22 protein-coding genes (1 of these 22 cut by a window edge) are annotated in these 19,305 nt (G+C 43.6%); 4 read left to right on the top strand and 18 right to left on the bottom strand.

Annotation, left to right across the window (positions count from 1 at the left end; translation table 11 throughout):
- Positions 1-38: 38 nt before the first annotated feature.
- Positions 39-344, top strand: a complete 306-nt coding sequence (locus tag EKB01_RS09120; RefSeq protein WP_033583653.1) for a DUF898 family protein — start codon at positions 39-41, stop codon at positions 342-344.
- 42 nt (positions 345-386) lie between these two features.
- Here EKB01_RS09120 and EKB01_RS09115 read toward each other — a convergent pair whose 3' ends face one another.
- The 13 genes from EKB01_RS09115 to EKB01_RS09055 form a co-directional block, all read right to left on the bottom strand.
- Positions 387-641: a DUF1912 family protein gene (locus EKB01_RS09115; protein ID WP_000119707.1), complete on the bottom strand. Its 255-nt coding sequence runs from the start codon at positions 639-641 to the stop codon at positions 387-389.
- A 9-nt stretch (positions 642-650) separates the two neighbouring features.
- The gene (locus EKB01_RS09110) at positions 651-1,985 is read right to left on the bottom strand and encodes a DUF438 domain-containing protein (RefSeq protein ID WP_167266691.1); all 1,335 of its coding nucleotides are present in this window, start codon (positions 1,983-1,985) and stop codon (positions 651-653) included.
- Complete coding sequence (locus EKB01_RS09105; protein ID WP_000368739.1) at positions 1,985-2,218, bottom strand: DUF1858 domain-containing protein; 234 nt, start codon at positions 2,216-2,218, stop codon at positions 1,985-1,987. Before EKB01_RS09105 ends, EKB01_RS09110 begins: the two co-directional genes overlap by 1 nt.
- A 95-nt stretch (positions 2,219-2,313) precedes the next feature.
- Positions 2,314-2,664 (bottom strand): 30S ribosome-binding factor RbfA, encoded by a 351-nt coding sequence (rbfA, locus tag EKB01_RS09100; RefSeq protein ID WP_001273601.1) that lies wholly within the window; start codon positions 2,662-2,664, stop codon positions 2,314-2,316.
- Between the two features lie 250 nt (positions 2,665-2,914).
- Positions 2,915-5,698 (bottom strand): translation initiation factor IF-2, encoded by a 2,784-nt coding sequence (infB, locus tag EKB01_RS09095; protein WP_167266688.1) that lies wholly within the window; start codon positions 5,696-5,698, stop codon positions 2,915-2,917.
- A 16-nt stretch (positions 5,699-5,714) separates the two neighbouring features.
- The gene (locus tag EKB01_RS09090; RefSeq protein ID WP_070526466.1) at positions 5,715-6,014 is read right to left on the bottom strand and encodes a YlxQ-related RNA-binding protein; all 300 of its coding nucleotides are present in this window, start codon (positions 6,012-6,014) and stop codon (positions 5,715-5,717) included.
- Positions 6,007-6,300, bottom strand: a complete 294-nt coding sequence (locus EKB01_RS09085) for a YlxR family protein (protein WP_000857568.1) — start codon at positions 6,298-6,300, stop codon at positions 6,007-6,009. Before EKB01_RS09085 ends, EKB01_RS09090 begins: the two co-directional genes overlap by 8 nt.
- Before the next feature lie 21 nt (positions 6,301-6,321).
- Positions 6,322-7,458 (bottom strand): transcription termination factor NusA, encoded by a 1,137-nt coding sequence (nusA, locus tag EKB01_RS09080; protein ID WP_000032278.1) that lies wholly within the window; start codon positions 7,456-7,458, stop codon positions 6,322-6,324.
- A gap of 42 nt (positions 7,459-7,500) precedes the next feature.
- The gene (gene rimP, locus EKB01_RS09075; protein ID WP_000338695.1) at positions 7,501-7,980 is read right to left on the bottom strand and encodes a ribosome maturation factor RimP; all 480 of its coding nucleotides are present in this window, start codon (positions 7,978-7,980) and stop codon (positions 7,501-7,503) included.
- A 126-nt stretch (positions 7,981-8,106) separates the two neighbouring features.
- Positions 8,107-8,742 carry a tRNA (guanosine(46)-N7)-methyltransferase TrmB gene (gene trmB / locus EKB01_RS09070; protein WP_033583646.1) on the bottom strand — a complete coding sequence of 212 codons (636 nt, stop codon included), beginning with the start codon at positions 8,740-8,742 and terminating at the stop codon, positions 8,107-8,109.
- Complete coding sequence (locus EKB01_RS09065; RefSeq protein ID WP_007522788.1) at positions 8,739-9,533, bottom strand: phosphotransferase family protein; 795 nt, start codon at positions 9,531-9,533, stop codon at positions 8,739-8,741. Before EKB01_RS09065 ends, trmB begins: the two co-directional genes overlap by 4 nt.
- Positions 9,534-9,580: 47 nt before the next feature.
- Entirely contained in the window at positions 9,581-10,630 is a 1,050-nt protein-coding gene (locus EKB01_RS09060) for an ABC transporter permease (protein ID WP_007522790.1), read from the bottom strand.
- Positions 10,627-11,358: an ABC transporter ATP-binding protein gene (locus EKB01_RS09055; RefSeq protein ID WP_007522792.1), complete on the bottom strand. Its 732-nt coding sequence runs from the start codon at positions 11,356-11,358 to the stop codon at positions 10,627-10,629. The genes EKB01_RS09060 and EKB01_RS09055 overlap by 4 nt, the downstream gene beginning before the upstream one ends.
- A gap of 67 nt (positions 11,359-11,425) precedes the next feature.
- Here EKB01_RS09055 and EKB01_RS09050 point away from each other — a divergent pair, with 67 nt between their 5' ends.
- The 3 genes from EKB01_RS09050 to EKB01_RS09040 all read left to right on the top strand — a co-directional run bounded on the left by EKB01_RS09050 (position 11,426) and on the right by EKB01_RS09040 (position 12,847).
- Entirely contained in the window at positions 11,426-11,836 is a 411-nt protein-coding gene (locus tag EKB01_RS09050; protein ID WP_007522794.1) for an HIT family protein, read from the top strand.
- Between the two features lie 9 nt (positions 11,837-11,845).
- On the top strand, positions 11,846-12,124 hold the full coding sequence (locus EKB01_RS09045) for a hypothetical protein (protein ID WP_007522796.1): 279 nt from the start codon (positions 11,846-11,848) through the stop codon (positions 12,122-12,124).
- Positions 12,125-12,193: 69 nt separating this feature from the next.
- Complete coding sequence (locus EKB01_RS09040; protein ID WP_007522798.1) at positions 12,194-12,847, top strand: hypothetical protein; 654 nt, start codon at positions 12,194-12,196, stop codon at positions 12,845-12,847.
- A 78-nt stretch (positions 12,848-12,925) separates the two neighbouring features.
- On the opposite strand, the gene dnaJ is transcribed toward EKB01_RS09040, so the two are convergent.
- The 5 genes from dnaJ to EKB01_RS09015 all read right to left on the bottom strand — a co-directional run.
- Positions 12,926-14,062, bottom strand: a complete 1,137-nt coding sequence (dnaJ, locus tag EKB01_RS09035) for a molecular chaperone DnaJ (RefSeq protein ID WP_167266686.1) — start codon at positions 14,060-14,062, stop codon at positions 12,926-12,928.
- Between the two features lie 547 nt (positions 14,063-14,609).
- On the bottom strand, positions 14,610-16,433 hold the full coding sequence (gene dnaK, locus EKB01_RS09030; protein WP_009730619.1) for a molecular chaperone DnaK: 1,824 nt from the start codon (positions 16,431-16,433) through the stop codon (positions 14,610-14,612).
- Between the two features lie 266 nt (positions 16,434-16,699).
- On the bottom strand, positions 16,700-17,215 hold the full coding sequence (grpE, locus tag EKB01_RS09025) for a nucleotide exchange factor GrpE (protein WP_109290314.1): 516 nt from the start codon (positions 17,213-17,215) through the stop codon (positions 16,700-16,702).
- Positions 17,216-17,241: 26 nt separating this feature from the next.
- Positions 17,242-18,276, bottom strand: a complete 1,035-nt coding sequence (gene hrcA, locus EKB01_RS09020; RefSeq protein ID WP_109290315.1) for a heat-inducible transcriptional repressor HrcA — start codon at positions 18,274-18,276, stop codon at positions 17,242-17,244.
- Between the two features lie 321 nt (positions 18,277-18,597).
- Positions 18,598-19,305: the 3' end of an LPXTG-anchored SHIRT domain periscope protein gene (locus tag EKB01_RS09015; RefSeq protein WP_167266683.1), read on the bottom strand. It continues 2,796 nt past the right edge of the window; 708 of the gene's 3,504 nt are visible here — the last part of the coding sequence; its start codon lies off the right edge, out of view — the gene reads right to left on this strand; it ends in the stop codon at positions 18,598-18,600.

Here is a 19,305-nt window from a genome sequence, read left to right as displayed (position 1 = left end):
AAGACTAATTCACGTAAAAAGCTGATAAGGAGAAGAATATGAATAATGAAAGTTACTTTGATGGTGGTCTTTTGAGCTACGTTGGATATGCTATCCTAGCCATGCTTATCATAGTTTTTACTATTGGAATCGCTACGCCTTGGGCAGTTTGTATGATGCAAAACTGGAAAGTCAATCACACTGTCATCGATGGGCGTCGCCTCTATTTTGACGGAACAGGTTCTCAATTATTCGGGAACTGGATCAAGTGGTTCTTGCTCACCATCATCACTTTGGGCATCTATTCATTCTGGTTGCATATTAAAATGGAACAATGGATTACCAAACACACACATCACGTATAAACAGAAAAAGTGCGTTCATACGCACTTTTTGATTTACAACGATTAATAGTTTCTCTCGCCAAACAATCCTTCTGGCAAATCATGAAATCCCTTGCCTGCTTTGAAATTTTCAAACTTACCAAGCAAGAACTGATAAGCATCCAAGCGGCTTTCGTAGCGAATCATGGCATCTTTGGCACGCTCGTCTTGGTCTTCTTCGTAAACCTTCTGACTTTCCTTATGCGCCATGTCGTTGATCATGATCTGGGTGTTCACCCAGGCCTCAAATTCCTTCATAAATTCTTGTTCGTAACTCATTGATTCTCCTTATTCTAATCCACGGAAGTAGTCCGTATCAATCTCACGGTAAGGCTGGATATCCTGAACATACTCTAGGACTCCTTGAAATTCCCCGTTCTCATCGTGTACTGCAGCATAGGTGATGTGGACAAACTTGCCTCGCGACTCCGACTTGAACCACATTTCATACTTGTCCTTGAGCCCTTCACGAAGACCTTGCATGATGGCTTTGACTTTCTCCAAATATTTTGGAGGATGACATAATTCGACATTGCGCCCGACTTGGGACGGTGTCCGTTTGAAAATCATCTCATCAGCTGGCGAATTGTCATTGTAATACTGAAAAATATCGTCCTTATTAACAAAAGTGATCTCCATAGGGAGGTGATTGAGGATGAGGTTGGCCTGCTCGACTGAGAGATAGCCATTGCCAAAAGCCTGTTGGCTATGGCTGTCCAGCACTGCTTCCTTTTCCTTAGGGGTAAAGGTAATGGTGAACTGGCCTTCTGGTGTATCGATAACTTGCTGAACTTGACCTTCAGCCGTGTCTAGTTGCACGGGCTCCTCTGCACTCTTTTCCTCAACGAAACTCTGGCGCTCTGGCACCCATTTCTCTGACGGACGGATGATGGCATAGCCGTAGGCATCGCTCTCCTCCGCAATCTGAATCCAGTCATCCTGGGTGAAAGACTCAAGGAGAATCATGAGGAGGATGGACTCTTCCTTGAAAATCATACTTTCAAACTCTGTCGCAAAAGCTTCAAAATCTTCTTTTACACTGCTAATCGATACTTCAGGTAGTGACTTGGCTGTCGTTAAAGCTGTTTGAAAGAGTTCTCGGATCTGGTCATCCACTCCCCACATAACCTTAGGAGGTGAATCGTGTCCATAGCGCTCCATGATGGGAAAGAAGAGCTCTTCCTTGCGCTGATAGTGAATATCAAATTGGCCCAACAGCCCCATTTGACGAACCAAACCCTTACGCATCTCTGCCAGCATTTCCTCGTCTTCCATAGACTCATAGGTGTCCAACAATCTCCGAATGCGAATCAAGGCAGCACGGAGAGCCAGATTTTCATCCTTGAAGACGCGAACTGGGTGGCCAGGGTGTTCAGTATCCTCCACTTCGACGCCCTTAACAGCATTTTTAAAAAGATTAGCATGGACATCGCAGAGTTCCATGACATCTTCAAAGGTGACACCTGAGTCTGAGTTCATCAGCTCGTGCTCCATGAGGGAAATCTCGATGGCTGACACACCTGTAAAGGTCGCATCAAAACGCTCCTGAACTGACTCGGGAGAGGCGCCGTTGTGCAATTCTAACAAAATATCCCGTAGGATATGAATCCGTTCATCTGCCATTAGTCTAATCCAATCACTTCATAGCCGTTCGCTTCCAACGTGCGGACAATCTTGTCCATAGGAGTTCCTTCAAGTTTAGAACCCTGCTTAAGCGATACCTTGCGACCGACTGTATTGCGCATCAAGGGATTAGCAAGTGGTTTAAAACCGAGCTCCACTAGGATTTCCAAGACTTCCGGGTGCTTGTCTACCACTTCTGCAACGGGTATTGACACATCGATGATATTGTCCATGACGACCTCCATGTATGTTCTAAAATGATTTTCCTGCTTATATTATACCATAAGGACGATTAGCATACACCAAAAAAGAGGGTTGCCCCTCTTTCTTAGTTCTTATCCAGATTGCGTAGCATCTCGTCAATCTTGTTTCCATATTCGATGGATTCGTCTTTGACGAAAGTCAAATCTGGGATTTTGTACAATTTCAAATTGCGACCAAGTTCACGTTTGATGGTACCAGTTGCTTTTTCAAGCCCGATTTGAGCTTTTTGGTTATCCGAAGCAAGGTTACTCAAAATGGTGTAGTAAACCTTAGCAACAGACAAGTCACCTAGCATCTGAACATCTGTAATGGTCACACCTTGGACACGCGGATCACGGACTTTCTTTTGCAAAATCTCATTGACTTCACGCTTGATTTCCATGCCCACACGATCCGTACGGAAATGATTTGCCATGATATTCCTTTCTCTACTTTGAACCAAAAGCTAGGCCAGCAGACCTAGCTATTTTTAAATTTATTGATTTTCAGTTCAAATTGAAACGAAGTTCAATTTGAACTTGTCTGCTTCTTTCGCTGTGGTGAAAGTGATGGAACTGATTTATCAGTCCCATCACAGGGGATTTTTGAGACACTAGGCTCAAAAACAAGCAATGAAACCATCGGTTTGCTTGCGTCCCTCACCACCTAAGAAAGGAGCAAAAATCTTAACGTTTAATTTCTTCCATGACGTATGCCTCAATCACATCATCCATCTTGATATCATTGTAGCCATCAATCATGAGACCACCTTCACGGCCGTTCGTAACTTCTTTGACGTCATCTTTGTAGTGTTTCAAGCTTGCAAGTTCACCGTCATAGATAACGACACCGTCACGGATAACACGGACTTTAGAGTCACGGGTAACTTTACCACTCGTAACCATGAATCCACCGATGGTTCCCACTTTAGATACCTTGAAGGTTTCACGGATGATTGCTTCACCGATAACTTTTTCTTCGAATTCTGGATCAAGCATCCCTTTCATGGCTTCTTCCATCTCTTCGATAACCTTGTAGATAATGCTGTGGAGACGGATTTCTACATCATCTTCTTCTGCTTGTTGACGAGCTTGTGGTGTAGGGCGCACGTTGAAACCGATTATAAAGGCATTTGAAGCTTCCGCAAGAGTCACATCAGATTCGTTGATGGCACCGACCGCTGAGTGAACGATGGTAACTTTGACACCTTCTACATCGATCTTTTGAAGCGAGGCAGAAAGGGCTTCAACTGAACCTTGTACGTCGGCCTTGATGATGACGTTAACAGACTTGAGCTCGCCTGCTTTAAGCGTATCAAAGAGGTTTTCAAGGCTGACACGTTGAGTTACTTGACGTTGCTTCATAAGAGCACGTTTCGCACGTTCTTCACCTGCTGCACGCGCAGATTTTTCATCTTCGTAAACGGCAAAGTGGTCACCCGCCATTGGTGCTTCGTTCAAACCTGTGATAGATACTGGTGTTGATGGTCCAGCAACCTTAACACGACGACCAAGGTCATTGGTCATAGCACGGACACGACCGAAGGTATTTCCGACAACGATTGGATCTTGGACATTCAAAGTACCTTGTTGCACAAGAAGGGTTGCGACCGCACCTTTTCCTTTATCCAAGCGCGCTTCGATAACGGTACCGATAGCACGCACTGTTGGGTCTGCCTTGAGTTCTTGGATTTCAGCTACAAGAAGGACTGTTTCCAACAATTCATCAATGTTTTGGTTGAATTTAGCTGAGATTTCAACAAATTCAGAATCTCCACCCCAAGCTGTTGACATAACACCGTGTTCAGCCAATTCACCGATAACGCGTTCTGGGTTGGCACCTGGTTTATCAATCTTGTTGATGGCTACGATAATTGGAACGTTCGCTGCTTTTGAGTGGTTGATGGCTTCGATAGTTTGAGGCATAACCCCGTCGTCGGCCGCTACAACCAAGATGGTAATATCGGTAACAGAAGCACCACGCGCACGCATAGATGTAAAGGCCGCGTGTCCTGGTGTATCAAGGAAGGTAATCTTCTTGCCATTTTCCACGATTTGGTAAGCACCGATATGCTGAGTGATACCACCCGCTTCACCTGTTGCAACACGAGAATTACGAAGGGTATCCAAAAGTGTTGTCTTACCATGGTCAACGTGTCCCATGATGGTGACAACTGGTGGACGCTCAACTAATTCATCTTCATTGAGATAACCATCTTCGACGAAGAAACGTTCGATGTCGGCATTGTCCACTTCAACCTTTTGTTTGGCTTCGATACCATAATCCACCATGAGGAGTTCAATGGTTTCTCCATCCAAAGATTGGTTTTGTGTGGCCATAATCCCCATCATAAAGAGTTTCTTAACGATTTCAGCTGGTTCACGTTTGATACGTTTTGCGATTTCCGCAACAGTCATACCATCTGTATATTCGAATTCTGTTGGCAATTCATGGAACTTGCGCTCTGTAACAGGTTTTGGAGTCTGGTTACGGTTGTTCTTGTTATTGCCTTTTTTGTTCTTCTTATTGTTATTCCAGTTACTATTTCTTTGATTTCTCACTTGATTTTGACTACTTCGATTCTTTTGTTGTTTTCTAGGACCATCTTCTTCGTGATCATAATCATCACGTTCTTTGTCTGGTCGAGCTTGTTTTTTACGACGTGTATCCACTGGCGCTTCTTTCGCTACAGGAACTACTGTTACTGCTGGTTGCGTTTGTTCAGCTAACTTAGCAGCTTCTTCAAAGATTTCCTCTGGCTCCTTGCGTTTATTAGCTTGAGCCAAGGCTTCTTTAGCAGCTTGCGATTGTTTGAAGCGCTCCTCGCTTGAGCGTGCGTACTCTGCATTTTGCTCTGCTTTTAGGGCTGCTGCACGGGCTTTAAAGTCAACACGTGGTCCAGCTTGTTTTGGCTGGAAGTCTTGTTGCTGACGGCGATTATTGCCACGGTTTCCCTGACCTTGTGGTTTTTTCCCTTGGTCGTTAAATCGGCGATTGTCGCGGTTTCCTTGACCAGGTTTTCCACCATTACGGCCGTCATTTTTCTGACGGTTACCGTTTTGTTGTTGGTCACGGTTGTTGCCCTTGTTTTGTTTGCGTCGCTCTGCCTGCTCTTTGGCACGCGCCTCACGCTCCGCCTTGAAGTTTCGACTTTGTGGTCTTGCGGCCACTACTTTTTCTTCCTTAGGAGCTACAGGTGTAGCTGGTTTACTTTCTTCCTTAACAGCTACTGGTTTAGCTGATGCAGGCTTTTCCGCTTTCTTTTCTACACTTGCTTTTGGTGTCGCAGGTTTTGCTTCTGCTTTCGGAGCAGCTGGTTTAAAGCTAGCTGCGATTTGTTCAGCAGCAGCAGCTTCCACGCTCGATGAGTGGCTTTTTACATCCAAGCCCAACTCTTTTGCACGCGCTACAACTTCTTTACTTTCTTTTCCAAGTTCTTTTGCGATTTCGTACAATCTTTTCTTAGACAAATCATGTCCTCCTCTTCTATTCCATAAGAGACCTCATTTTCTTTGTAAATCCAGCATCTGTCACAGCCAAAACTTTTCGCGATTTTCCGACTGCTATGCTTAATTCCAGTGTTGAAAACACGGTTATAACTTCTACTTGATAATAGTCACTTTTATCTTGAATCTTCTTGGTTAGATTGGGGCCAGCATCATGGGCTAGAAAGACTAGCTTGGCTTTCTGAGCTTGGATGGCCTTGACCACCAATTCCTCACCCGATATGATCCGGCCTGCTCGTTGAGCAAGTCCCAAGAGATTGCTTATCTTTTGCTTATTCAAGTCCTAACTCTCTTCTTTTCACTTTATGATCCACATAAGCGATCAACTCGTCATAAAAGCTTTCTTCCACTTCCATGTTAAAGCTGCGGTTAAAGACTTTCTTCTTTTTTGCCTCTAGGGCTTCTGTATTGTCTAGCTTGATATAAGCGCCACGGCCATTGGCCTTGCCTGTCGGATCGATAAAGACCTGTCCTTCTTTGTTCTTGACAATGCGGAGCAAATCACGCTTATCAATCACTTCGTTGGATACAACAGACTTGCGCAAAGGGATTTTTCTTGTTTTCATCTTTCCCTCCTCTAGCAGCTTTTATTCTTCTGTCAATTCATCCGCAGCTGCGTAATCCACTTGACCTGCTTCTTCCATAGCTTCAAATTCACTTGCAGACTTGATATCGATACGGTAACCTGTCAAATGAGCAGCCAAGCGAACGTTTTGTCCACGACGACCGATCGCAAGAGAAAGCTTGTTATCAGGTACAACGACCAAGGCTCGTTTGCTGTCATTTTCATCAAAGATAACTTGGTCAACTTCAGCAGGAGCGATGGCATTGTAGATAAACTCAGCTGGATCTGCTACCCACTCGATAACATCGATGTTTTCTTCGACAGGAATCATGCGGTCGCTCTTAGCATCGTAACGAGCTGGGTGGAATTTGCTGGTGATCTTCTTGATATTGGCACCACCACGTCCAACGATTGTCCCGATAGCATCCACGTTTGGATTGTGGCTACGAACGGCTACTTTCGTACGGTCACCAGCTTCACGAGCTACGCTCATGATTTCAACAGTTCCATCGTAGACTTCTGGAATTTCTTGCTCCATCAAACGTTTGATCATTTCTGGATGGCTTCGGCTAACAAAGACGTTGACACCACGAGGGTTGTCTTCAACCTTGTAGACATAAACTTCGATACGATCGTGGGAAGCAAACACCTCTCCAGGAATTTGGTCTTGTTTGGACAATTGGGCTTCGATGCTGCCAAGGTTGACGTAAATAAAGCGGTTGTCAAATCTTTCTACTGTACCAGACATGATTTCTTGTTCATGTTCTTTATAAGTATTGTAAGTGATAGCACGTGTTTGCTTGCGCATTTTTTCCATGATGGTTTGTTTGGCAGATTGGGCTGCTACACGACCAAACTCAGCTGGTGCTTCTTCGAACTTGATTTTATCACCAAGCTCATAGGCTGAATTAATGGCAAGAGCATCTTTCAAGCTGATTTCCAAACGGCTATCAAATACTTCATCAACCACTTCACGGACAGTATAAACTGTAAAATCACCTGTTTTTTCGTTGAAGTCGATGGCTACGCTGTCTGATTGGCCATAGCGTCTGCGATAAGCGGAACGAAGTGACTCTACTACTGCGTCGATGATGTCTTCTTTTTTGATTCCCTTGTCTTCTTCCAAAATGCGGAAGGCCTCTAGCATTTCTTTACTCATGTTCTTTTTACTTTTGAATCCTCAAAAGCTATCCTTTCTTTTCTATAGTTTTACTGCTAAACGTGCTTTTGATACTAAACTGTATGGAATTTGGACGGTTTTCTTACGTGTCTTGTCCATATATTCCATGGTCAACTCGTCCTCTTCAAAGGATACCAAGGTTCCTTCAAAGACTTTTTGCTTATCGATGGCCTGGTAGAGCCCGACATGGATGTATTTCCCAACAGCTCCAGCGACAGCATCCTTGGTTTTCAAAGGACGTTCCAAGCCTGGACTGGTGATTTCTAGGAAATATTGTTCTGGGAAGGGATCGGGCTTGATGGTATCTAGGACAGGACTGATGATTTCTGTCAGGTCTGCCGTGTCGTTCAAGGTAATTCCTTCAGGTTTATCTACAAAAATACTGAGAATCATGTCACTGCCAATCTTTCCATACTCGATATCCACGAGTTCGAAAGGTGCTTGGATGACAGGTTCTACAACTTCTCTGACTAATTCTACGATTGTTGCGATTGCGTCCACCTCCTCATAAGCAAGAGGCGAAGATATTTCCCCGCCTCTCTTTCTCATATTCTTACTATCAGTATAGCACGTTTGTCAATTTATGTAAAGTATTAGCACTCAAACAGCTGGTTTTCAAGCTATTTCTTAAAATTCTGCTTCAACTCGGTAGATCACTTGACCTTTGCTGGAGAATTTTTGCTCATACTCTGTCATGACATTGCCTTCAAAATCACTGGCATGTAAGTCTAGCCAGACACCATTGAGTTTCATCCCATACTGAGAAAAGCTCACTAGACTATACTCAAATAAGCCACGGTTATCTGTCTTGAAATGGATTTCCCCATTCTCAGGCAAGATGCGCTTGAAAGTATCCAAGAAACTCTTGTAAGTCAAACGACGTTTTTCATGGCGTTTTTTAGGCCAGGGATCTGAAAAGTTGAGGTAGAGACGATCAATCTCACCGTCTTCAAAGTAGTCAGTCAAATCTGAACCATCTACCCACAGCAATTTGATATTGGGAACTCCAACTTCAAGCACCTTGTCCAAGGCATAACTCAATACCGACTTTTGGATGTCAATCCCGATGTAGTTGATGTCAGGGTTTTGCTTGGCCATTCCTGATATGAAGGCCCCTTTCCCACTTCCAACCTCAACATGAATAGGATGATCATTTCCAAACAAGTCTCGCCATTTCCCTTTAGCCTCCAAGGGATTAAGGACCACATACTGAGGATTGGCCTCTAGTAATTCTGTCGCCCCTTTACGATTTCTAACTCTCATCTCTTCTTTCCATACTTATCGCGGAAGACACGCAAGGCGTAAATCTCCCGGTTTACATTGTCTAAATCTTGATTTTCACAGTATTTGGCAATCTGGTTCAAGTAAGAATACTGACCATACCAATACAATTTATCTAACACTGTCTGATTGTACTTATAGCCATAGTCTCTCAACCATTGGCGCCACTGATGATCTGGAATGTAGTGGCATAGCAAATGCGCCACATCAAACATACGATCCGTCAGGCGAACCGAATCCCAATCCACTAGATAAACAAGTCCACTCTCTGTCTCAATCCAATTACTATGGCGAAGATCCCCATGCACAATCGTTGCATGGTCTTCCCTAAAACTTGGAACCGTCTTACCTAGCTCAGCAATCACACTGTTCAAAAAGTGATTCTGCTTCAAGATTTCTGGAACTCCTTGCTGCCAAGAACGTAGCAAATCAACTGGTGTTTCCATGGTGTATCCCAAACGGCTCAACTGCTTCATCAAAGGACGCGAGCGGTGAAGGCGGTTCAAGATATTGATAATCTGCTTGCGATTCATATCGTAAGGGGTCAAGATTTTGCCCGTCAGCCATTCCTGAGCACACATATCACGGCCGTCTGGCAAACGACGAGTCCATAGTAATTGAGGAGCGATTTGTTCTCTGGCTAGGCCAGGTAGGATTGGAGAGGTGTTCATTTTTACAAAGACGCGCTTCCCATCAGGGTAGCTTCCCATATAAGCTTTGCCGCTCTTCCCAGGGATAGGGGTCAGCGTTAGCTCATTATCACCCAAGTCCATTTCTTTCCTCCGTATAAAGTTTCCTTACTATTCTACTAGTTTTTGGTCTATTCGTCAACCAATCTTTTTAGTTGGTAAGGCAAATAAAACAATTGTAGGAAGAGACTTGCTCCTACAAGAGCCAACAAGGCTATTTTTTCTTGAAAAACCACTGCTCCGACCAGCAATTCTAACAAAAGAACTGCACTTCCCACACCGAGTATGATCTGTTTCAATCCCTTTTCTTTCTTCCCTTTTTCTAGTGGAAAGAGCTGGGTCAAGTATTGGTAATCAAAGGCATGATAGAGGGCCAGTAACTGAAAGAGCAAGAGGTAATTAAATAGAACCACCACTGCCGTCGCGATCCAAGCTTGTTCGATAAAGACTAGAGCTAACAAGGATAGGAAGAGGAGGCGGAGACTGAGGGCAAAGAGGTCTCCATTTCGCAAGTAAGAACGAAGATAGAGATTTTGCCAAATCTTGCTCGGCACTTTCTGAACTACTTTAAGGATAAAATCCAGATAAGCGCGACGTTTGACACTATTGGAAACGCCCTTGACCTGAGTAAAGAGAGCAAAGAAACGAAGCAAGACCTGCTTGCGTTTGCTTTCTTGGGAAATGACAAAGTCCCAGTCGAGACCAGTATCAGTAAAAAATTTACTAGCTTTTTGGCGAAAGAGGAGATATTTCCCAGCTCCCAATAAAAGCACATAGATGAAAAAAACTGGCAAGCCATAGCCCATGGCTAAAAATAAGGGCGCAAATAAAAGCAAGAAAAGGGTCTGGACAAAAAGCCAAAAGACCAGTGAGCGCACTGTCTGCCCTTTGAGGTGAGACTTAACCTCCTCTTCACTGACTAAGAGAAAGAGCTTATCCGGTTCTTCCATATAGGTCGCGATTCCTCCCCAAGCCAAAAGTAAGACAGATACAATCCCCAAAAACAAGAGGATAGGCCAGTGATTTTCAGGAAAATGTTGCAAGAGTTGACTGTACTGGTAAGCTAGAAAACCGATGAGAACTAGCAGGAACAAGACAAAGTGGTCATTTAGAACATAACGGAGATAACCGACACACTCCTTACGAAAAGCCTGTTTTCGCTTTAAAAACAAGTCTTTCATAGCTCCTCCTCTTTGGTCAGAGCCAAGTAAATATCATTCAAACTAGCATCAGGCATGGCAAAGGCTTCGCGGAGTTGCTGGAGGTTCCCCTGAGCCCGAACCTCTCCCTTGTGGAGAATGACAAAGGCATCACACATCTTTTCTGCTGAGTCTAGCACGTGGGTACTCATGAGAATGGACTTGCCTTTTTGCTTTTCCACTTCTAGAAGCTGAATCAAGTCAGAAATGGCCAGCGGATCGAGGCCAAGAAAAGGCTCATCAACGATGAAAAGACTCGGATCTACGACAAAAGCACAGATAATCATGACCTTCTGCTTCATCCCTTTTGAGAAATGTACTGGAAACCAGTCTAATTTTTGATCCAAACGAAACATTTTTAACAAAGGTTCCACACGATCAAAAGCCTCTTTTTGCTCAATACCATAGGCCATGGCAACCGTCTCGATATGCTCTCTGAGGGTCAATTCCTCATACAGAGTAGGCGTTTCTGGGATATAGCCAATCTGCTTGCGATAGCTGGTCGCATCTTCTCGCAGGGTGAGACCATTAATCTTGATTTCTCCACTGTAAGGTGTCAACAGACCAATAATCTCATTGATTGTCGTTGATTTCCCAGCACCGTTGAGCCCAATCAAACCGACCAACTGCCCACTTTCAACTGTAAAGGACACATCTTTCAAGACAGGAACGTGAACATAGCCTCCTGTCAGGTTTTTAATTTCTAACATATTTTCTCCGAATCTGGTATAATGTAGCTATATTATATCAAAATTCAATACAGTAGAGGTGGATTTTATGTCAGATTGCATTTTTTGTAAGATCATCGCAGGGGAGATTCCTGCTTCAAAAGTATACGAGGATGAGCAGGTTCTTGCCTTTCTTGATATCTCTCAAGTAACGCCTGGACACACGTTAGTCGTACCAAAAGAACATTATCGCAATCTTTTGGAGATGGATGCAGCAAGTGCCAGCCAACTCTTTGCCCAAGTGCCACTAGTAGCTCAAAAAGTTATGAAGGCTACCAAAGCTGTCGGCATGAATATCATCGCCAACTGCGAGGAAGTCGCGGGTCAAACGGTCTTTCATACACACGTGCACCTCGTACCTCGCTACAGTGCAGAAGATGACCTTAAGATTGACTTTATCGCCCACGAACCAGACTTTGACAAACTCGCCCAAGTCGCTGAAACCATTAAAAATGCTTAAGGAGTTGCCATGAAACTATCCAATCTATTGCTATTTGCAGGAGCTGCAGCTGGAAGTTATTTTGTCGTGAAAAATCGCCAAGCCATTCAGGATGAAGTGCTAGATACAACTGACCGCGTCGAAGCTATCAAGGATGATTTGGATATCATCCAAAACAGCCTACAAATCATCGACCAACAAAAATCCCTTATCAAGGAATACCAAAAAGATTTAACCTATAAATTCAAAGTCTTGGAAAAGGATTTCCAGACTAGAATGGCGGTCCTCCAAGAAGAAAAACAAAAATAAGAAAGCCTCCAACTTTCCTTAAATCCATTTTGGGTTACTAGATTCGAACAGAAAAGGGAGGGAATGAAAATGAAACAGTCTTTAAAAGTTCTAGCGAAGGTCATCGCGATCCCTTGTGGCTGCCTTAGCCTTCTTGCAGTCCTGGCATTTCTAGTACTGATGAATCTTTTCAAGGCTTCACCGAGTGACATCCGTGAGGGGAATGAAACCTTAAAACAAATCTTTATCTCCCTTGATCTCCCTCCCGAGAAAGTCGAATCAGATGGACACTATCAATACGAGGGTGGAGGCTTAAATTTTTATGTTACTTTCTCAGATGAGGTTGTCAATAGCCACCCCGTCCTAAAAGAAAGTCCAAAACTCACCAAAAACCGACTCGAAGTCTATGTCCTACAGACAGGAGATATTTCCTACTATAAGGTGGGAGACAACTTGTTCAATCACGGTTTATTTCAGTTTTTAGAGGAGGAGAGCAAGAAGTATCTCCAAGAAATCGGGAAGACATTTAACCCTAATTACTCAATTCTCTTTTGGGATGATCAGGAAAGTCTTAAAAAGGGAATTGCATTCTATGAAAAAGCTTTGACTTTAGTGGATATTCAGGATAATTCGGCAATCAAGCATATTGATACTGTCACTGTGAAGCCTGGCAAGGAAGCGGAACTCAAGCAGCTCATCCAAGATATGGATGCAGCTGGCTTGCTCATTCAAAAGTATAAATAGTAGACTATCTGGAAAATGATTTTTCGACGCTAAATGTTCAATGATAACACAAAAAAGAGCCAATCGGCTCTTTTTACTTTATTCTCCTTCAAAGGCATCTTTTATATGGTCAAAGAAGCCTTTTTTCTTTGGATTGACTTTCAAGTCACCTGCAGCTGCGAATTCTTTAAGCGCAGCTTTTTGGCGGTCGTTCAAACCTGTCGGAGTCACGACATTGACAGTCACGTATTGGTCACCAACGGCACCGCCACGAAGGCTCGGTGCTCCCTTACCACGTAGACGGAATTTCTTGCCAGTCTGAGTTCCTTCTGGAATGACCAATTCAACATCACCATGCACGGTTGGAATTTCCACAGTATCACCAAGAGCTGCTTGGACAAAGTTGAGGTTCAGATTGTAGAAGATAGTGGTTCCTTCACGTTCAAACTTATCACTAGCTTCTACTGAAACCACCACATACAAGTCACCATAAGGTCCACCGTTAAATCCTGCTTCACCTTGACCCGCTAGGCGGATTTGTTGGCCTGTTTCCACACCCGCAGGGATCTTCACATGTACGCTATGAGCTTGTTTTTCATGACCTGTTCCGTGACAAGTTGTACATGGATCTTTGATTTCTTTTCCGCGACCATGACAGACATCACAGGTTACTTGGCGGCGCATCATACCAAGCGGAGTCTGCGTATCGACATTAATAACACCGGCGCCATGACAGCGTCCACAAGTGACTGGACTTGTCCCTGGTTTAGCACCAGATCCATTACATGTACGACAGCTTGCTTCACGGTTGTACTTAACTTCCTTTTCTGTTCCGAAGATAGCTTCTTCAAAGGTCAAGTTCACACGGTACTGGAGGTCATCCCCTTGACGAGGAGCGTTTGGATTGCGCGAAGCACCGCCTCCGCCAAAGAAACTTGAGAAGATATCCTCAAAACCACCGAAGCCACCTGCTCCGTCAAAGCCACCAAAACCACCAGCACCACCAAAGCCACCGTTGGCACCTGCAGCACCATATTGGTCGTAGGCTGCACGTTTTTGGTCGTCACTCAAAGTCTCATAGGCTTCTTGAACTTCCTTGTATTTTTCCTCAGCACCAGGATCCTTGTTGATATCTGGGTGGTATTTTTTGGAAAGCTTACGATAAGCCTTTTTGATCTCGTCTGCCGAAGCGTTTTTTGACACCCCCAGACGATCATAAAATTCAGTATTGTTCATAATTCAAAATACAAAGGGCGTCAAACGGACACAACCATCTAGGAGTTTTGACGACGGACGCTTGCGTCCTAGAAAAAACTATCTTTTTGGCACAGTCCGTAGCCCGTGTTCAGTTACGAACACTCTTTGTTCCTTTCTGTTAATATTGCGGAACGAGACCACGATTTAGGTCGGGTTCAATTCCTTTCTTTGTATATTGATGATAAAAACTCAAATAAAATAGGTTCAGTCCCTTTTTACCGAAAAACAGAGGCTGGGTTGCAACCTCTGGATTTCTTCTTATCATTACGACGTTCGAGTTTCAAAAATCAAACTAGTAATGCTTAACTGAGTTTCGGCTAAAAACTTCGGAAAAAAGATAAGCCATCTTTTGTGCATCGCACAAGGCGATGGCTTCCTATTTTTCTTTCGTTTTCTTAACGCCTCAACATCTTACCGAATCAAGCACGCCCTAACCTCTTGGTGAAAAAGACAAATCTTCCTAGAAACTAAAGTTTCTGCGTTAGATTTCCTATTTTCACTGTGAGGTTTTAACGGGCTTTGCATCTTATTTTTCAGTAAACTCTCCGTCTACGACATCATCGCCTGCGTTTCCTGTTGCTTGCGCGCCTTCTGCTCCTGCTTGAGCTTGTTGAGCAGCTGCGGCTTGTTCGTAGAGTTTAACAGCAAGGCCTTGAGCTTTTTCGTTCAACGCTTCAAGTTTTGCTTTCATTTCATCCAAGTTGTTGTCTTCTTGAGCTTTTTTAAGGTCATCAAGGGCAGCTTGGGCAGCATCACGTTCTGCATCGAAGCCTTTGCCTTCAGTTTCCTTGATGGTCTTTTCAGTCGCAAAGATAGCTTGGTCTACTTCGTTACGAAGGTCAACTTCTTCTTTACGTTTCTTATCTGCTTCAGCGTTTGCTTCTGCATCTTTCATCATGCGGTCGATTTCTTCGTCTGTCAAACCTGAGTTAGATTGGATAACAATTGTTTGTTCTTTTTGAGTTCCAAGATCTTTAGCCTTAACAGACACGATACCGTTCTTATCGATATCAAATGTTACTTCGATTTGTGGGATACCACGAGGTGCAGCTGGGATATCAGTCAATTGGAAACGTCCAAGAGTCTTGTTATCTGCTGCCATTGGGCGTTCACCTTGAAGAACGTGGATATCAACGGCTGGTTGGTTGTCTGCTGCTGTTGAGAAGACTTGTGACTTAGATGTTGGAATAGTAGTGTTGCGATCGATAAGTTTTGTAAATACTCCACCCATTGTTTCGATACCGAGTGATAATGGCGTTACGTCAAGAAGGACAACGTCTTTAACATCACCAGTGATGACACCACCTTGGATAGCAGCACCCATGGCAACTACTTCATCAGGGTTTACTGATTTGTTTGGTTCTTTACCAGTTTCAGCCTTAACAGCTTCTACAACGGCTGGGATACGAGTTGAACCACCAACAAGAATCACTTCATCGATTTCTGACAAGCTCAAACCTGCATCTGAAAGGGCTTGACGAACTGGAACTTTTGTACGTTCAACAAGATCACGAGTCAAATCGTCAAATTTCGCACGAGTCAAGGTCATTTCTAAGTGAAGAGGTCCAGATTCACCAGCAGTGATGAATGGCAAGCTGATTTGAGTTGAAGTTACACCAGAAAGGTCTTTCTTCGCTTTTTCAGCCGCATCTTTCAAACGTTGAAGAGCCATCTTGTCAGTAGACAAGTCAATACCATTTTCTTTCTTGAATTCTGCAATCATGTGATTGATGATTTTTTGGTCAAAGTCGTCACCACCGAGTTTGTTATCCCCTGCAGTCGCCAATACATCGAAGACACCGTCACCGAGTTCAAGGATAGAGACGTCGAAGGTACCACCACCAAGGTCAAATACCAAGATTTTTTCTTCTTTGTCGGTTTTGTCCAAACCATAAGCAAGAGCTGCTGCAGTTGGTTCGTTGACAATACGTTCTACTTCAAGACCAGCGATTTTACCAGCGTCTTTTGTAGCTTGACGTTGTGCATCATTGAAGTAAGCAGGTACTGTGATAACAGCTTTAGTTACTTTTTCACCAAGGTAATCTTCAGCGTAACCTTTCAAGTATTGAAGGATCATAGCTGAGATTTCTTGTGGAGTGTATTCTTTTCCGTTAGCAGAAACTTTTTCAGAAGTTCCCATCTTAGATTTGATAGAGATAACTGTATCTGGGTTTGTAACTGCTTGACGTTTTGCGGCATCACCAACGATGATTTCACCGTTTTTGAATGAAACTACAGATGGAGTTGTGCGGTTTCCTTCTGGATTTGCGATGATTTTGCTTTCAGTTCCTTCAAGAACTGCTACTGCTGAGTTTGTTGTACCTAAGTCAATACCGATAATTTTAGACATGTGTTTTTCTCCTTAAATTTTATATTCTTTCTTTTTGGTACTCTTCTTAGGTGGCGGCGCCGTCAGAGCTTGACTCGTCAATCTCTTTGACCAAACTTTGAGCCTAAGGTTTCAAAGTTTGCGCAAATAGCGCCACGGCGAAGAGTATCGTCTTTTGTTCGCTTCGCTCACTATTGCAAAGCTGAACAATTTCTTATCTTTCTTTCATAGTTTATTGTCGTTTCGGACAAGTTTTCTATTATGTATGTTGCAACCGTCAGAATTGCCTAGTTGTAGACAACTACCATTGCTGGGCGTAGGATGCGGTCATGGAGTTTGTAGCCTTTTTGGAAGACTTGGGCGATGGTATCTGCTGGGTGTTCATCGTCTGCTGGGAGAGTTTGGATGGCCATGTGATAGTTATGGTCAAATTCGCCTTCAGCTGCAATTTCTTCGATTCCTTCTTCTTTCAAAGCGTGAATCAAGCTCTCTTGCACCATCTCCAATCCTTTTTTGACGTCGTCTGTCAAACCTTCAACTGCTAGTGCACGTTCTAAGTTGTCGAGCGATGGTAAGATTGCTTTTGCCAAGTCCTGGCTACGATAACGTTGCAAGTTTTGACGTTCTTCATTGGCACGGCGTTGAATATTCTGCATTTCTGCATGAGCGCGAAGGTATTTGTTTTCGAACTCATCTGCGCGTTCATTTGCCAAGTCCAACTCAGACTTCTCAGGAGTTGTTTCTTCAGTTGTTTCCACAACTTCCTCTTCTTTCATTTCTTCGTTCTTTTTATCTTGGGCCATTTTCGCCTCCTTTAATGATTTCAAAATTAATTTACTTCGTAATGATTACTGCTGAGGTAGCGATAAAAATCCGTCAACTTCATGGTCAATACACGGTTGACTACATTGACTTGGTTGACCAATTGCTGGTAATCCAGATTAACCGGACCGATAATCGCTAGAATTCCAAAACCTCGATAAGGAATGAGGAATTTACTGCTAATCACCGCCAAGTCAGCTAGACAGGATTCCTGACTGTCCGCAACACGGACATTTTGCATCTGATCTTCATGCAGACCCTCACGAATCTCCAGAGCCACCTTTTGCGGTTGGTCAAAGAACTGATAGGCCGCTAGATTGGCAAAATTCAAGAGATTGACCTTGCCCGATACCACAATGTTTTCGTTGAACATTTCTTTAAAAATGTGTTCAAAGAGATCCATGACATTGTCCGTTGTTGTAAAGTAACGTTGGATAATCTGCGGAATCTCCGTCCGAATCTTGTAGTGAATATCCAGAACGGTATGAGTGAGGAAACGTTCCTGAATGATGCTCTTCAGTTTCAGCAAATCTTCCTGCAAGAAGTTCCTTGGAATCAGAAATTGACTGGTAACCGTTCGGGACTCGTCTAGGGTAAATACTGCCAAGGCTGTATGTTGCCCCAAGACAACAATATCAAAGGCTGTCAACCGTTGCCTGCTCGGCTCAACATCCAGAGCCACTACCGTACAGCCACTCAGGTCTGTCAGTAGATTAGCAGCCTCTTGCAGAATATCCTCCAGTTTGAAGAACTCCTGATCAAAGGCTTTGACAATCTCGTATACCTCATTTTCAGCCAGTCTGTCAAAAGCAAGCGAATGTTTCACATAGTACTGAAACCCCGTGACACTTGGCATCCGACCGCTTGAGGTATGAGCCTTCTCAAGCAAACCCTGCTTCTCTAGAGCTGCCATGTCATTACGAATGGTAGCACTACTAGAATTAATAGACTCTTGTAGCGCCTTGGATCCGACAGGTTCGTGCGTTTTGGTAAAGATGTCAATAATCAGATTTAAAATATCCTGTTGACGCTCTGTAACCATCTTATCACTCCTCTCTGTCTGATCGATTAGCACTCTATGCATTCAAGTGCTAACTCATGATTCTATTATACACCCTTAGAAGAGAATGTCAAGACAAAAACTCAAAAAATTAGCACTCTTTTGTTAAGAGTGCTAAAAATCAGTCTACAGACCTAGAAACTTACTTCTCATCTACTTGGTATTTCCTTTTAAGTCTGAAAAAGCCGTAGATTAGATAAGAAATTAAACAAGTGTATAAAACGAAAAAGAGAGAACGATTTCTCGTTCTCTCTTCTTAGACTCAGGAATTAAGAAGTCATTTTGTTATTTCCTAAGAGTAGCTTAGTCTTTCTTGCGAAGAACAAAAGCTGCTAGGCTTGCAAAGGCAAGACCGATGATTGAAAGAAGACCAGATACTGCTGAACCCGTGTTTGGTAACAAGTTCTGATTTTGACTACTTCTTTCTTCTGGTTGACTAGTATTTCCAGAATCTTTAATTGGGGCCGGAGTGAATTCCCAAGTTCCTACGAAGTGTGCGTCTGCTCCATTGATGGTTTCAGATGTCTTGTCATAAGACTTGAAGCTCCATGTGCCTTCTGCTGTCTTCACTTCTGTTTGACTTGGTTGCGTCGGAATCGCTTGGCTACCGTCTTTCAAGTCTGTTTGGTCTGCTGGAAGCAAGGCTTTTACTTCTTGTGGAAGTTCTTTACCTGGAGTTCCGCTAACAAACTCGTGAACTGCTTTATGAGTCACTGTTGGAACTGGGGTGAATTCCCATGTGCCTACAAACTTAACATCTGCTCCATTGATGGTTTCCGATGTCTTGTCATAGGACTTGAAGCTCCACGTACCTTCTGCGGTCTTCACTTCTGTTTGACTTGGTTGAGTTGGAGTCGCTTGACTACCGTCTTTCAAGTTTGTTTGGTCTGCTGGAAGCAAGGTTTTCACTTCTTGTGGAAGTTCTTTGCCTGAAGTTCCGCTGACAAACTCGTGAACTGCTTTATGAGTCACTGTTGGAACCGGGCTTGCTGTAAATTCCCATGTGCCTAC

This window comes from Streptococcus sp. CCUG 71758 (assembly GCF_011714815.1).
Classification (GTDB): Bacteria; Bacillota; Bacilli; order Lactobacillales; family Streptococcaceae; genus Streptococcus; species Streptococcus halitosis.
Note: the sequence above shows the minus strand (reverse complement) of the source record. Positions and strands in the feature narration are given on the sequence as shown.